Raw genomic sequence first — 13,776 nt, 5'->3', positions numbered from 1 at the left:
ATTTATCCCGCTGTGGTTTCGGCGGTGATTCGTGTGCCATAGCTGCACCATCCATGCCTGAGCGCTTCATAATCTTCTGTGACGAGTCCGTTGAGAAGGGCCGATATTACTCTCACTTCTACGGGGGCGCACTTGTTCGTGCCGACGACCGCGAGGCGCTAGAGCGCGAGATTACCGCGAAGAAGGAAGAGCTAAATTTCCGCGGCGAAGTGAAGTGGACGAAGATAACTGCCAACTACGCTGACAAGTACGTTGAGCTAGTCGATTTCATATTCGACCTCATTGCGTCAGGCCGCATCAAGATGCGGATCATGTTTACGCAAAACTTGAATGTGGCGCCGGACTTCGACGAGGAGAGAATCGGAAACGAATATTTTCTCCTGTACTATCAATTCATCAAACACGCCTTCGGTCTGCGGTACTGGCGGCAGGAAGACAACCACGAGACAGCCGAGGTTTCCGTCTACATCGACGACCCGCCCCAGGCGGAAGCCAAGTTTGATGAGTTCAGGAATTACATAGCGTCACTCTCGTCTTACCCGGTGTTCAGCCAGGGCGGTGTTTCGATTAGCAGGTCGGAAGTCGCGAAAATCGACTCTCACGCCCACGGCATACTCCAGGCCTTGGATATCGTGCTGGGCGCGGTCCAATCGCGGCTCAATGAGGTGCATACGAAGCCTGCTCCGCCGGCAAGACGCCGAAGCAAGCGCGCACTCGCGAAAGCGATGGTTTACGCTCGGATCAAAGATCGGATCTGGGAGACGATGTACCCGCACTTCAATGTGGGCACGAGCACGGCCTCACCGAACAAAGTGGAGCGCTGGAACCACGCTTACCGTCACTGGTGCTTCATCCCTTCGGGGAGCACTACGGATCGAACGCGAGGTAAAAAGAAGAAGTGAGCCCCACCAGAGCTCAGGCAACCCCAAGTGGAACTCAGGGCTTAACACCGGCAGGGCTCTTGACAATGTAACGATTCGGCGCCTGTAGCGCCAGCTATCTTTTGTCGAACAAGTGGACTACAGCGACGATTCGCGCTTCCTGTTGCGGTGCGGCTTAGTTCGCCACCGGGACCGTCTGCGGCGCTTTCGTTTCTTGGGTTTCGGCTCAGTGGGCCGTGTCAGTTCCCCCTCGGTACGTCAGGCGCTTGCCGACCACACCTTGCAGCGCCGTCATGGCGCGGGCGGTGTCGTCCACACCCAGCGCCGCACGGTTCGAATAGCGGAAGTCGAACTCAGCCAGATAGCGGTGCATGTGCTTCTTGGAGGCGTGTTGATAGACGCCCTTCATGCCGCGCTTGAAGATCGAGAAGAAGCCTTCGACCGTGTTCGTGTGGATCGTGGCGTCCAGCTTGGAGACGTACTCGCCCTTGCCGTGGTGGGTGTGGCCGTGTTGGGCCAGCGTCTTACCCACGCGGGTGTAGATGCCAGCTTCGTCGGTCATGAGGCGCGCTTCCTTGGAGAGGTTTGCGCTCACGATCTCAGTGATGATCTTGGAGTTCACGAACTCGACCACGCGGCTGCTGGCAGCGCCGGTTTCACGGTCCAGCAGGGTCAGCACCTTGATCTTGTGATTGTAGCCGCGCGTCTGCTTCGGCTCGGCGGGGTCAAAACCGATGTAGGTTTCATCAGCTTCCACCGCGCCGCCGCCCTGGCCGAACGGCGCCAGCTGGCCGGTACGCATGGCCTCGCGGATACGATGGCTGAGGAACCACGCCGTCTTGTAGGTGACCTCAAGCGTGCGGTGCAGCTGGTGAGAGGAAACGCCCTTCTTGCTGGCCGTCATCAGGAAGATCGCCTGTAGCCACTTCGTCAGGGGCAGCTTGGACTCCTCGAAGATCGTGCCCATGCGAACCGTGAACTGGCTCTTGCATTGGCCGCACTTCTTGAGGCCGTAGCGGACGCGCTTCTCAGGGTTCGGCTTGATCGCCGTGATGCGCTCGAAACCGCCGCACTTGGGGCACACCGGACCTTGCGGCCAGATGGTCGCTTCCACCAGGTCGAAGGCGGCTTGTTCGTCGTGGAAGTAGGGGCGGGCGAGAACGGACATGAGCTTGATTCCTTGTAGGAATCTTGTAGCTCAGATCATCGGGTTTGCAAAGTATATAATCGCCTTCACTTGGCCGTGCAGGGAGAGAACATGATGGCTGGGTTCAAACGGTGGATGAGCGCGGCCGCCGCGCTGCTTTTGCTGGCCGCCTGCGAGCGCCCCTCGGCGGTGGCGAGTAAGTCCTCCGACAGTAGCGGTTCTTCGGCGGCTTCGGCCTCCGACAGCGGGGAACATGCCTCGGCGACCGTCAGCGCCAACCGCCGCGACGAGGCCGTGCCGCAGGTGGATGGCAAGCCCATGTGGTCCTCCAGCCGCAAAGGATCGGCCCAGGAGAACGCCGCCAAGAGCTTCGAGCGCAACGGCGAGGATTTCGCCGCCAAGGACCTCGACGCCTTCGTGAAGAAGGCCCACGCCTTCGTCGACCATCCGCCGGCCGGGACCCAGACCCTGAAGCGGTCCAATGGCGACACCCTGTTCTATGACGCCAAGGGCAATGTCTTCGCCGTGGCCAACAGCGAGGGCGCGCCGCGCACCATGTTCAAGCCCGACGAGGGCGCGGCCTACTGGGACGAACAGAAGGCCCGAGAGTCCCGGCGCCAGTCAGCCAAGTCTGACCGCCGCAGCGGCGACGATGGATAAGCACATCATCCGCACCCGCGACCTGGACTGGTCGGCGCTGCAATCGGGTCGGCATCCCTTCAACCCGGACTCCGAGATGAAGATGGCCCGGCTGGGGGACCAGACCGGCATGAAGCGGGTGCTGACCAACCTCGTCCGCCTGCCGCCCGGCAAGGAGAGCTTCATCGCCCACAGCCACGCCGTGGAGGAGGAGTTCATCTTCGTGCTGGAGGGCGCGGGCCAGGTGATGCTGGACGGTGAGGCCCATCAGGTGGGACCCGGCGATTTCATCGGCTTCCCCACTGACGGCGTGGTGCACGGCTTGCGCAACACCGGAACCGCCGACCTGCTCTATCTGGCCGCCGGCGAGCGTGCGCGGGTGGAGGTGGCCGAAATGCCCAGCATCGGCAAGACCGCCGTCTTCCGGCCGGGACGGATCACGATGTTCGGAGATGACGGCGTCGAGGAACTGACCCCCGAGGAATGGGGCGCCAGGTCCCGCCTGCCCTAGAGGCGGCTCGCGAGCCAGAAGGCCATCGTGGCCACCAAAGCCCCGATGGCGAACCAGCGGGCCGGGTGCGCGTCTTCGGCCTCCACCACCGCCACGGCGGGCTGCGGCGGGTTTTCCAACAGCCGGGCCAGATTGCGCAGAGCGCTGAGACCCTCATCGGCGAACCGTTTGACCTTGGCGGCCGGCGACAGCTCCCGAAGCATCCAGCGGCGCACCACCGGATCGGCGGCGGCCCAGATGTCGTGATCGGGACAGATGCGGCGGGCGACCCCCTCCACGGTCATCATGGTCTTCTGCAGCAGCACTAGTTCAGGCCGCAGCTTCATGTCGAACAGCGCGGTGATCTCGAAGAGTTGGATCAGCACCCGGCTCATGGAAATCTCGTTGGCTGGCCGCCCGAACACCTGCTCGCCCACCGCCCGCAAGGCCTGGGCGAAGGCCGCGGGACTGTGGCCGCCGGGGACGTAGCCGGCTTCGAAGTGAACCTGGGCGACCCGGTCGTAGTCCTTTTCCAGGAACCCCCAGAGGATCTCGGCGAGATACCGCCGCTCCGGCGCGCCGAGCCGGCCGATGATACCGAAGTCCACGGCGGTGACCTTGTCCGGCGCGGAGACGAACAGGTTCCCCTCGTGCAGGTCGGCGTGGAACACCCCGTGGTCCAGGGCCTGGGCCAGGAAGGCGCGGATCAGATTGTCCGCCAGGGCCTGGCGGTCGAGCCCCGGCAGGGTCAGGGCCGCGTCGTCGGACAGGGCCGTGCCGGGCGCCCATTCCTGGGTCAGGACCCGCTTGCCGACCCCCTCCCAGATGATCCTCGGGGTCGACATGTAGCCGTCGCGGGCCATGACCTGGGCCAGCTCGTCGGCCCCGGCGGCTTCCAGGCGCAGATCGAGTTCCAGTTCCGTGGCCCGGATCACCGTAGCGGCCAGGGCCTGGGGTTCAAGCCGCCGCGCCATGAGGCTCCAGCGCTCCGCCAGGCGGCCGGCCAGGGCCATGACCTCGGAGTCCTGGGCGACCCGCAGGCTGATGCCCGGGCGCAGGACCTTTACCGCCACACGACGGCCGTCCAGCAGGATCGCCTCATGGGCCTGGGCCAGGGAGGCGGCGGCCACCGCGGACCCGAAGCTGGAGAACAGACTCTCCACCGGGCGGCCCAAGGTCAGCTCCACCTCGCGGCGGGCCTGGTCGGTGGGGAAGGGATCAAGCTTGTCCTTCAACCGGGCGAGGTCGAGGGCGAAGGGCTCGCCGAAGATGTCGGCCCGCGTGGAGAGAAGTTGACCCAGCTTTATCGCCACAGGGCCGAGGCGTTCCAGGGATCTGGCGAGGCGTTCGCCCGGGCGACCGACCTTGGAGGACGGTCCGGCCACCATCCGCGACAGATTTGCGAGGAATTTCAGGCCCGGCGGGTAGAGGGCGTCCAGTTCACGGGGCAGCAGCGCATCGTTGCGCGCCAGCAGAAGACCGGCCGACATCAGCCGACAAGTGGCCGTCAGGGTCCCCACCGATCAGACAGCCCAACCGTGGTGCAGGGCCGCGACCCCGCCGGTGAAGTTGGTGTAGCCGGCCCGGCTGAACCCCGCCCGGGTGATCAGATCGACGAAGCTCTTCTGGTCGGGAAAGCGACGGATGCTCTCCACCAGGTACTGATAGGAGGCGCGGTCCTTGGCCACCAGCTCGCCGATCGCCGGGATCACCTTGAACGAATAGGCGTCATAGGCCTTCCGCAAGGCTTCCGTGGCCGGCTGTGAGAACTCAAGGCACAGGAACCGGCCGCCAGGCTTCAGAACCCGGCGCGCCTCGGCCAGGGCCTTGGAAATGTCGGTGACGTTGCGGATCCCAAAGGAGATCACATAGGCGTTGGCGCTGGCGTCGGGCAGCGGCAGGCGCTGAGCGTCGCCGACGGTCCAGGTGATCTCCGGCTCCCCGCCGCGCTCGCGGCCGGCGGCGATCATCTCGGCATTGTAGTCGATGATGTGGATCGCCGCATCGTCGCCACCCCGGCGCAGCTGGGCGGCCCGCGCCATCTTGGCGAAGCGCCGGGCCATGTCGCCGGTGCCGCCGGCGCAGTCGACGATCACCTCTCCCGGCTGCGGGTTCAGGCGCGCGGCGGTGGCGTCCTTCCACAGGCGGTGTACGCCGGCGCTCATCAAGTCGTTCATCAGGTCATAGCGGCCGGCGACCTTGTCGAAGACCCCGCGCACCAGGCGCGGCTTCTCGGCGGGGTCCACGTCGCGGAAACCGAAGGTGGCGGCAGGTCCTGTCATGGCTCTGGGTCTTAGACCGCAAGCCCCGCCCGCGCCAGCCTCGCGCTTGAGCCCCAGGGCGACCCATGCCACTTCAGGGCCATGCCTGAACTTCCCGAGGTCGAGACTGTGCGGCGCGGCCTGGCGCCCGTGCTGGAGGGCCAGAGGCTCTCCCGCGTGGAGGCCCGCCGCGCCGACCTGCGCTTCCCGTTTCCCGAAGGCTTCGTCCAGCGCCTGACCGGCGCGACGATCCAACGCCTTGAGCGCCGGGCCAAGTACCTGATGGGGGTGCTGGACCGCGGCGAGACCCTGGTGATGCACCTGGGCATGAGCGGCCGCTTCGAGATCGCCCGGCCCGAGGGCGCGATCCGGCCCGGCGAGTTTGTCTATGCCCAAGACCCCGATCCCAAGCACGCCCATGTGGTGCTCGACACGCAGGCGGGGGGCCGGGTCACCTATTATGACCCCCGCCGCTTCGGCTACATGGCGCTGATCGAGACCGACAAGCTCCAGGACCATCCGTGGTTCGCGGGCCTCGGCCCCGAGCCCCTGTCGGCCGCCTTCAACGCCGAGGGTCTGGCGGCGGCCTTCGCCAACCGCAAGCAAGGCCCCAAGACTCTCTTGCTGGACCAGCGCGTGGTGGCGGGGCTGGGCAATATATATGTCTGTGAGGCGCTTAACCGCGCGCGCATCTCGCCCTTCAAGCCGGCGGGTGGGATCGCAGCGAAAAAACTGCCGGGCCTGGTCACCATCATCCGCGAGGTGCTGGAGGAGGCGATCGAGGCCGGCGGCTCCACCCTGCGGGACTATGCCAGCGCTGATGGGGCCCTGGGTTATTTCCAGCACCGCTTCCGCGCCTATGGCCGGGAGGGTCAGCCCTGCCTCAATGACGGGTGCACCGGCGTCATCGCCCGCGAGGTCCAGGCGGGCCGCTCGACCTTCTTCTGCCCCGTTTGCCAGAAATAACATCCGCTCATCCCGGCGGAGGGTCGGGTTGATTGGCGAGCCATTCCACTGCGCCGGAAAGCCTCCTAGGTTTCCACCCATGTTCAAGCTTGGCCTGCTCGCCCTGACGGCGCTCCTGTCCGCAAGCCCCGCCCTGGCCAAGCCGCCGATCTGGGTCGTGCGGGACGCCGATTCCGAGATGGTGATCTTCGGTTCGGTCCACGTCCTGCCCCCCGGCCTGGACTGGCGGCCCGCCGAACTGGATGGCGCCTTGGACACGGCCGAGGACCTTTGGTTCGAGCTCCCCATGGGCCAGGCCACCGAGACCGAGATCGCCGGACTGGCGGCCTCAAAGGGCGTCCTGCCCCCAAGTCAGACCCTCAGCGCCCTGCTCTCGCCGGCCGGCGCCAAGGCGCTGGCCAAGGCCAGCGAGAAGTATGGGCTGGCCCCCGGCTTCCTCGACCGGCTGGAGCCCTGGTTCGCCGAGGTGGCCCTGGCCGGGGCGGAATTCCGGGCCGAGGGGGCCAATACGGACTCCGGCGTGGAAAAGTCGGTCAACGGCGCCGCGCCGGCCCGCGCCCAGAGAATGGCCTTCGAGACCGCCGCCCAGCAGATCGCCCTTTTCGACGAGGCGCCGGTCGCCGCCCAGATCGCCTCCCTCGAGGACAGCCTGGCGCAGATGGATAGGGATCCAGACGCCTATGACCGGCTGATCGCCGCCTGGATGGCCGCCGACACCGCCGCCCTGGAAAAGGACGCCCTGACCCCGCTCAGGAGAGCCTCGCCGGTGCTTTACGCCCGCCTGGTCAGCGAGCGGAACGCCGCCTGGACTCAGGTTCTGGATCAACGCCTGAAGGGCCAGGGCCGCACCGTGGTGGTGGTGGGCGTCGGCCACCTGCTCACCGCCGACGGGGTGCCGGCCCGGCTCAGGGCGCTTGGCTATTCCGTCGAGGGGCCGTAATCCGGCTCTCTACTCTTGGAAGGAGCCGGCCATGGCCTATGAGACCCTGATCGTCGAGACCACGGACGCTGTCACCCTGATCCGGTTGAACCGGCCAGAGGCGCTGAACGCCCTGAACAGCCAGCTCCTGGCCGAGTTGACCACCGCCCTGGACGCCGCCGAGGCCGACGAGACCGTCCGTTGCCTGGTGCTGACCGGTTCCGACCGCGCCTTCGCCGCCGGCGCCGACATCAAGGAGATGTCGGACAAGACCTACGCCCAGATGTTCGCGGCTGATTTCTTCGGCGCCTTCGCCCGAAGGATGGAGCAGTTTCGCAAGCCGATCATCGCCGCCGTCGCCGGCTACGCCCTGGGGGGCGGCTGCGAACTGGCCATGCTGTGCGACTTCATCATCGCCGCCGAGACCGCCAAGTTCGGCCAGCCCGAGATCAACCTGGGCGTCGCACCCGGCATCGGCGGCACCCAGCGCCTGACGCGCTTCGTCGGCAAGTCAAAGGCCATGGACATGATCCTGACCGCCCGGATGATGGACGCCGCCGAGGCCGAGCGCTCGGGCCTGGTCTCCCGTGTGGTGGCCCCCGACAAGCTGATCGAGGAGGCCATGGCCGCCGCCGCCAAGATCGCCGCCCAGTCGCCCCTGGCGGTGATGATGAACAAGGAACTGGTGGAGGCGGCCTACGAGACCACTCTGGCCACCGGCGTGGCCCTGGAGCGGCGCCTGTTCCACTCTCTCTTCGCCTTCGACGATCAGAAGGAGGGGATGGCCGCCTTCGTCGAGAAGCGGAAGCCCGCCTTCAAAGGGTCGTAAGACCCCGCTCATCCCGGCGAAGGCCGGGACCCAGGTGAAACCCCTTCCGGTTTCAGATGAGGCCATGTTGGAATGACGGATCACGCACCACCTTCCAGAGTGAATCTGGATCCCGGTCTTCGCCGGGATGAACGGTGTTTCAAATGCGGCTGATCGCATTCGGCGAGAGCTTTGTCGTCGGGGCCGGCGATCCCGACCATCTGGGCTGGGTCGGGCGGGCCATCCTGGGCCGCCGCGAGATCAGTCTCTATAACCTGGGCATCCGGCGCGAGACCTCTGACATGCTGGCCGCCCGCTGGGAGGGCGAGGCGCGCCTACGGCTGGTGGACTACGAGCCCATGCGGATCGTCTTCTCCTTCGGCTGCAACGACAGCCACCTGCTGGACGGCGCGCCGAGGGTGACGGTGGCGGAGAGCCTGAAGAACGCGCGCGTCATGCTGACCGGCGCCCGGGCCCTGGCGCCGGTCCTGATGGTTGGGCCGCCGCCGGTGGCCGATCCCGGGGTCTGCGCCCGCACAGAAGCGCTGAACGCCGCCCTGCTAGCCCTTTGCGCCCGGTTGCAGGTCCCCTTCATCGATGTGTTCCAGCCCCTGGAAGCCGGCGGCCTGTGGCAGGCGCAGGCCGCCGCCTGGGATGGCGCCCACCCCGGCGCGGCGGGCTATCAGCAGATGGCCGACCTGGTGGCGGCCCACCCTGCCTGGCGGCGTTTCACCGAACCTGCGGAATAGCGTCCGAGCCGCATTGACCCGCAAGGAACCTTCCCGTATATCCGCGCCTCCAATTTACCCGCCCGAGCAAAGGTTCGGGCGCGAGCCGTTTTGAGAGCTGAAGCATGGCCAATACGCCTGGCGCCAAAAAGGCCGTTCGCAAGATCGAACGCCGCACCGAAGTCAACAAGGCCCGCCGTTCGCGCGTGCGGACCTATCTGCGCAAGTTCGAAGAGGCCCTGACCTCGGGCGACGCCGCCGCCGCCAAGACCGCCTTCGTCGAGGCCCAGTCGGAGCTGATGCGCGCCGTCACCAAGGGCGTCGTTCACAAGAACACCGGCTCGCGGAAAGTGTCCCGCCTGGCCGCCCAGCTCAAGAAAATGGCCGCTGCCTAAGCTTGCGGCGCCGAGCTTCTAGCTCTGAAGCTAAACGTCTGAAATAGTTCGATATTCTGACACACCCGCTGGTCGAAAGACCGGCGGGTGTTTTCGTGCGCTGCAGCATTTCATCCACACCCCTGCGACGAATCTTCTCAGTTGGCGGAAGGTGAAAACCGGGATTCCCTTGCCGCGCGAGGGGTCGATTTGAGTCAACGAAAATATCCACTTGAGCTGCGAAGAATCTGCGTTGACCCCCCCGGCTCCCTGACTAGTGTTCAGGTCTTAAGCGCGTTCTTCCATCCCATCTCGGATGAAAAACAGCGGCGGGGGGACTCTACCCTCTCGCCGGCTAAGAACTTGTGTTTGTTGAACAAAGATCCGGTAAGGCGCGGGGCCTCAGACCGGACGGGCAGGTGATGGTTGGTGATGACGATGACGACCGGGGGCATTGCGGGCAACATGGCCGAGGCTGGCGCCAGCGCGGTCTGGACGAAGACCTGCGTGGCGCTGAAGCGCGAGTTGGGCGAAGCCACGTTTGGCTCATGGCTGGGCCAGGCGGCCCTGCGCGAGCGCGGTGAGGACGTGTGCCTGGTGGCCGCCACCGGCGTGGCGCGGGACTGGATCCGTCGGCATGCCTGGCGCCGTATCGGCGAGCTGTGGGCCCAGAACGACCCCATGGGTCGCGCCCTGGACCTGAAGTCACGCATGGAATTCGAGCAGGCGGCTCCCGCGTCGCCCGTGGTCTCGGTTTCGTCCCCTGCGGCGGCTGTCGCCGTCGCGGCGGCGGAAACCGGTGTCATCGAAATCGAGGTCGACTTGACCGCGCCCCGTGCGGCGCGTCAGCAGGGCCTGCAGGAACGCTTCTCCTTCGACACCTTCGTCGCCGGTCCGGCCAACGAGTTCGCCTTCGCGGTCGCCCGCCGGGTGGCGTCCTGGGCCGACGGCCACTTCAATCCCGTGCTCTTCCACGGCCCCTATGGCTTTGGGAAGACCCACCTGCTGAACGCCATGGCCTGGGAGGCCATGCGGACGGCCCCGGGCAAACGGGTGGTCTATCTAACGGCCGAGCGCTTCACCTCCACCTTCGTCAAGGCCGTGCAGGACCGCCAGACTGCGGCCTTCAAGGACGAGCTGCGCAACGCCGACCTGCTGCTGATCGACGACGTGCAGTTTGTGGCCGGCAAGACCTCCACCCAGGAAGAGCTGTTCCACACCCTGATGGCGCTGATCGAGGACGGCCGTCGCGTGGTGATGACCGCCGACCGCTCACCGGCCGAACTGTCGGAGATGGAGCCGCGTCTGCGCAGCCACCTGCAGGCCGGCCTGGTCTGCGGCATCGAGCCCGCCGACCGCACGCTGCGTCTGGGCATCCTGGAGCGGAAGCTGGCCACCCTGGCCGGACAGGGCCGCTTTGTCCCCTCGGCCAAGGCCGAGGTGCTGGAATTCCTCGCCGACCGCTTCACCGACAGCGTGCGTGAGCTGGAGGGGGCCCTGAACACCCTGGTGGCCCGGGTGGGCGGCGAGATCGCCAAGCTCTCCCTGGACGAGGCCCAGGCCATCCTGCGGCCCAACCTCTCCTGCACCGAGAAACGGGTGACGGTGGATCAGATCCAGAAGGCCGTGGCCGAGCACTACGGCCTCAAGCAGGCCGACATGATCTCCGAGCGCCGCGCCCGCGCCGTCGCCCGGCCCCGCCAGGCGGCCATGTGGATCGCCAAGCAGATCACCACCCGCTCCCTGCCCGACATCGGGCGGCGGTTCGGCGGCCGCGACCACACCACCGTCCTGCATGCCGTGCGCCGGATCGAGGCTCTGAAGGCCGATGATCCGGTCCTGGCGCGCGATCTCGACACCCTGCTCCGCAAGCTGCGCAGCTAGGCTTCAGTCCACATCCCAGATTGAAACGAAGGCCCGCCACCCCCCGGCGGGCCTTTCGCTTTGGGGATCAGCGGCTCCCGCGTCCGCCGGTGAATTCCGTCCCCGCCTTCACGAAGGAGATGGGGTTTCCGAAGGGTCGAGGGCGTAGAACATCGTCTCGCCCCAGGGCTGGCTCTCGATCCCGGTGATCTCCGTAGCGCCGGCCGCCGCGCAGGCGCCGCGTGCGGCCTCCAGGTCGTCCACAGCGATGTAGACGTACTGCAGCGGGTGCATGAGCCACGCGGCCTTCCCCGAACCGTGCTCGCCGCGCGGATCGCAGCACGCCAGGATCGCCCCGTCCGCGCCCGTCCCGAAATAGTGGCGATTGACCGCGACGCGCTCGCCGGGTTCCCCGATCACCGCCCCATAGAATTGCGCGGCCGCCTCGATGTCGGTGACAGGCAGGATGACGCGGAACAGACGGACGGTCATGGGCGGGCCTCCTTGGCGACCCATGCTGCGCGGCCGAGCCTAGAAGTCCAGATGGATGAGCGGGGCGCCTATGGCCTCGCAGCACAGGACGAAGAAGGCGCCGGAGATTTCACCGCGGTCAATCGTGTCGGTCACCTCGGCTTCGCTGAAGGTTGTCCCCAACCGCCCCAGCAGGGACGCCAGTTCCCGATAATCGATCCTGCGCTCCTCCAGAGCCGCCTTCAGCAGACCGCGCACCTGTTCCGTCGTCTGGGCGTCCGACATGATGGACCTCCTCGTCTTCCTGAGAGGGTCTCCATCTCCGCCGCCTCCGTGGCCGCATTGGGGCGGCGAGATGGGCTGGGCGACAGGCCAAACAAAAAGGGCGGCCGCATCGCTGCGGCCGCCCCTTCGATGTCTCAGGGTCGCTTACGCGTCTTCGCCCTGCTTGGCCGAGAGGTCTTCGCCGGTTTCCTGGTCGACGACCTTCATGGACAGGCGGGTCTTGCCGCGATCGTCGAAGCCCAGGAGCTTCACCTTCACGGTCTGGCCTTCGACGAGGACGTCTGAGACCTTGGCCACGCGGTCGCTGGAGATCTGGCTGACGTGAACCAGGCCGTCCTTGGCGCCGAAGAAGTTCACGAAGGCGCCGAAGTCGACGATCTTCACGACCTTGCCGGTGTAGATGGCGTTCAGCTCGGGCTCGGAGACGATCGACTTGATCCACTCCTTGGCGGCGTCGATCTTGGTCTGGTCGGAGGCCGAGACCTTGATGGTGCCGTCGTCCTCGATGTCCACCTTGGCGCCGGTCTTTTCCACGATCTCGCGGATGACCTTGCCGCCCGTCCCGATGACTTCACGGATCTTGTCGACCGGGACCTTCATGGTCTCGATCTTCGGGGCGAACTCGCCGAGTTCCTGGCGCGGGGCTTCCATGGCCTTGGCCATCTCGGCGAGGATGTGCTTGCGGCCACCCTTCGCCTGTTCCAGCGCCTGCTTCATGATCGCTTCGGTGATGCCGGCGATCTTGATGTCCATCTGCAGGGAGGTGATGCCGTCCTCGGTGCCGGCGACCTTGAAGTCCATGTCGCCGAGGTGATCTTCGTCACCCAGGATGTCCGACAGAACCGCGAAGCCGTCCGATTCCAGGATCAGGCCCATGGCGATGCCGGAGACCGGCTTCTTCAAGGGGACGCCCGCATCCATCAGGGCCAGCGAGGAACCGCAGACCGAGGCCATCGAGGACGAGCCGTTGGACTCGGTGATCTCGGAGACCAGGCGGATGGTGTAGGGGAAGTCTTCCTGCTTGGGCAGCATCGGCCGGATGGCGCGCCAGGCGAGCTTGCCGTGGCCGACTTCGCGGCGGCCGGGGGCGCCCATGCGGCCAGTTTCACCCACCGAGAAGGGGGGGAAATTGTAGTGCAGCATGAACTTCTCGTAGTACTTGCCTTCCAGCGCGTCGATCAGCTGCTCGTCGTCGCCGGTGCCCAGGGTGGCCACGACCAGGGCCTGGGTTTCACCACGGGTGAACAGGGCTGAACCGTGGGCGCGGGGCAGGACGCCCACTTCCGAGACGATCTGGCGGACCTTGTCGACGGTGCGGCCGTCGATGCGGATGCCGGTGTCGAGGATGTTGCGACGCACGACGTCGGCTTCCAGTTCCTTGAACACGCCGCCGAGCTTGTCGGCGCCGATGCCGGCGGGATTGGCGTCGGACTTGCCGAACTTCTCCGTCGCCTTGGCCTTGGCCTTGCCGACCGCGTCCTGGCGTTCGCCCTTGGCCACGATCTTGTAGGCGGCGGCCAGGTCCTTGCCGATCAGCTTCTTCACGTCGGCCTTGATGGCGTCGGTGTCGTCGGGGGTGAAGTCGAAGGGCTCCTTGGCGGAGTGCTCGGCCAGTTCGATGATCGCGTCGATCACCGGCTGAATGCCGGCGTGGGCGAACATGACGCCCTTCAGCACTTCGTCTTCGCTGAGCTCCTGGATCTCGGACTCAACCATCATCACCGCCTCGTTGGTGGAGGCGACGACCAGATCCATGGTCGACTCCTTCATCTCGTCGAGGGTCGGGTTGAGGACGTATTCGCCGTTGACGTAGCCGACGCGGGCCGCGCCGATCGGGCCCATGAAGGGGGCGCCGGAGATCACCAGGGCGGCGGAAGCCGCCACCAGGGCCACGATGTCCGGATCGTTTTCCAGGTCGTGGGCCAGCACGGTGCAGACCACTTG

General features: G+C 66.2%; 15 protein-coding genes. 9 read left to right on the top strand and 6 right to left on the bottom strand.

Going from position 1 to position 13,776, the window contains the following annotated elements:
- Window positions 1-53 precede the first annotated feature (53 nt).
- Window positions 54-902, top strand: a complete 849-nt coding sequence (locus tag AAC997_RS03735; protein WP_340644358.1) for a DUF3800 domain-containing protein — start codon at window positions 54-56, stop codon at window positions 900-902.
- A 205-nt stretch (window positions 903-1,107) separates the two neighbouring features.
- On the opposite strand, the gene AAC997_RS03730 is transcribed toward AAC997_RS03735, so the two are convergent.
- Window positions 1,108-2,049: an IS1595 family transposase gene (locus AAC997_RS03730; RefSeq protein ID WP_340644357.1), complete on the bottom strand. Its 942-nt coding sequence runs from the start codon at window positions 2,047-2,049 to the stop codon at window positions 1,108-1,110.
- A gap of 90 nt (window positions 2,050-2,139) precedes the next feature.
- On the opposite strand from AAC997_RS03730, the gene AAC997_RS03725 reads away from it, so the two are divergent.
- Window positions 2,140-2,688, top strand: a complete 549-nt coding sequence (locus AAC997_RS03725; RefSeq protein WP_340644356.1) for a hypothetical protein — start codon at window positions 2,140-2,142, stop codon at window positions 2,686-2,688.
- Window positions 2,681-3,178, top strand: a complete 498-nt coding sequence (locus tag AAC997_RS03720; RefSeq protein ID WP_340644355.1) for a cupin domain-containing protein — start codon at window positions 2,681-2,683, stop codon at window positions 3,176-3,178. The genes AAC997_RS03725 and AAC997_RS03720 overlap by 8 nt, the downstream gene beginning before the upstream one ends.
- Here the strand turns inward: AAC997_RS03720 and ubiB are convergent.
- Window positions 3,175-4,677, bottom strand: coding sequence for a 2-polyprenylphenol 6-hydroxylase (gene ubiB / locus AAC997_RS03715; RefSeq protein ID WP_340644354.1), 1,503 nt, complete (start codon window positions 4,675-4,677; stop codon window positions 3,175-3,177). The genes AAC997_RS03720 and ubiB overlap by 4 nt on opposite strands.
- 3 nt (window positions 4,678-4,680) lie before the next feature.
- Window positions 4,681-5,439, bottom strand: coding sequence for a class I SAM-dependent methyltransferase (locus tag AAC997_RS03710; protein WP_340644353.1), 759 nt, complete (start codon window positions 5,437-5,439; stop codon window positions 4,681-4,683).
- Between the two features lie 81 nt (window positions 5,440-5,520).
- On the opposite strand from AAC997_RS03710, the gene mutM reads away from it, so the two are divergent.
- From mutM to dnaA, 6 genes are all read left to right on the top strand, one after another.
- Window positions 5,521-6,384 carry a bifunctional DNA-formamidopyrimidine glycosylase/DNA-(apurinic or apyrimidinic site) lyase gene (gene mutM, locus AAC997_RS03705; RefSeq protein WP_340644352.1) on the top strand — a complete coding sequence of 288 codons (864 nt, stop codon included), beginning with the start codon at window positions 5,521-5,523 and terminating at the stop codon, window positions 6,382-6,384.
- Window positions 6,385-6,463: 79 nt separating this feature from the next.
- Window positions 6,464-7,324 (top strand): TraB/GumN family protein, encoded by an 861-nt coding sequence (locus AAC997_RS03700; RefSeq protein ID WP_340644351.1) that lies wholly within the window; start codon window positions 6,464-6,466, stop codon window positions 7,322-7,324.
- Between the two features lie 31 nt (window positions 7,325-7,355).
- The gene (locus AAC997_RS03695) at window positions 7,356-8,132 is read left to right on the top strand and encodes an enoyl-CoA hydratase (RefSeq protein ID WP_340644350.1); all 777 of its coding nucleotides are present in this window, start codon (window positions 7,356-7,358) and stop codon (window positions 8,130-8,132) included.
- A gap of 143 nt (window positions 8,133-8,275) precedes the next feature.
- On the top strand, window positions 8,276-8,860 hold the full coding sequence (locus tag AAC997_RS03690) for a GDSL-type esterase/lipase family protein (protein WP_340644349.1): 585 nt from the start codon (window positions 8,276-8,278) through the stop codon (window positions 8,858-8,860).
- 104 nt (window positions 8,861-8,964) lie between these two features.
- A complete protein-coding gene (gene rpsT / locus AAC997_RS03685) occupies window positions 8,965-9,234 on the top strand; it encodes a 30S ribosomal protein S20 (protein ID WP_215337696.1) in 270 nt (89 codons plus the stop codon).
- A gap of 411 nt (window positions 9,235-9,645) precedes the next feature.
- The gene (gene dnaA, locus AAC997_RS03680; RefSeq protein WP_340644348.1) at window positions 9,646-11,097 is read left to right on the top strand and encodes a chromosomal replication initiator protein DnaA; all 1,452 of its coding nucleotides are present in this window, start codon (window positions 9,646-9,648) and stop codon (window positions 11,095-11,097) included.
- A 108-nt stretch (window positions 11,098-11,205) separates the two neighbouring features.
- Here dnaA and AAC997_RS03675 read toward each other — a convergent pair whose 3' ends face one another.
- The 3 genes from AAC997_RS03675 to pnp all read right to left on the bottom strand — a co-directional run.
- Entirely contained in the window at window positions 11,206-11,568 is a 363-nt protein-coding gene (locus tag AAC997_RS03675; RefSeq protein ID WP_340644347.1) for a VOC family protein, read from the bottom strand.
- Between the two features lie 39 nt (window positions 11,569-11,607).
- Entirely contained in the window at window positions 11,608-11,832 is a 225-nt protein-coding gene (locus tag AAC997_RS03670) for a DUF6471 domain-containing protein (protein WP_340644346.1), read from the bottom strand.
- Window positions 11,833-11,976: 144 nt separating this feature from the next.
- A partial coding sequence (gene pnp, locus AAC997_RS03665) for a polyribonucleotide nucleotidyltransferase (RefSeq protein ID WP_340644345.1) occupies window positions 11,977-13,776 on the bottom strand: 1,800 nt, incomplete at its 5' end.

Origin of the sequence: Phenylobacterium sp. (assembly GCF_037968635.1) — a bacterium.
GTDB lineage: Bacteria > Pseudomonadota > Alphaproteobacteria > Caulobacterales > Caulobacteraceae > Phenylobacterium.
Note: the sequence above shows the minus strand (reverse complement) of the source record. Positions and strands in the feature narration are given on the sequence as shown.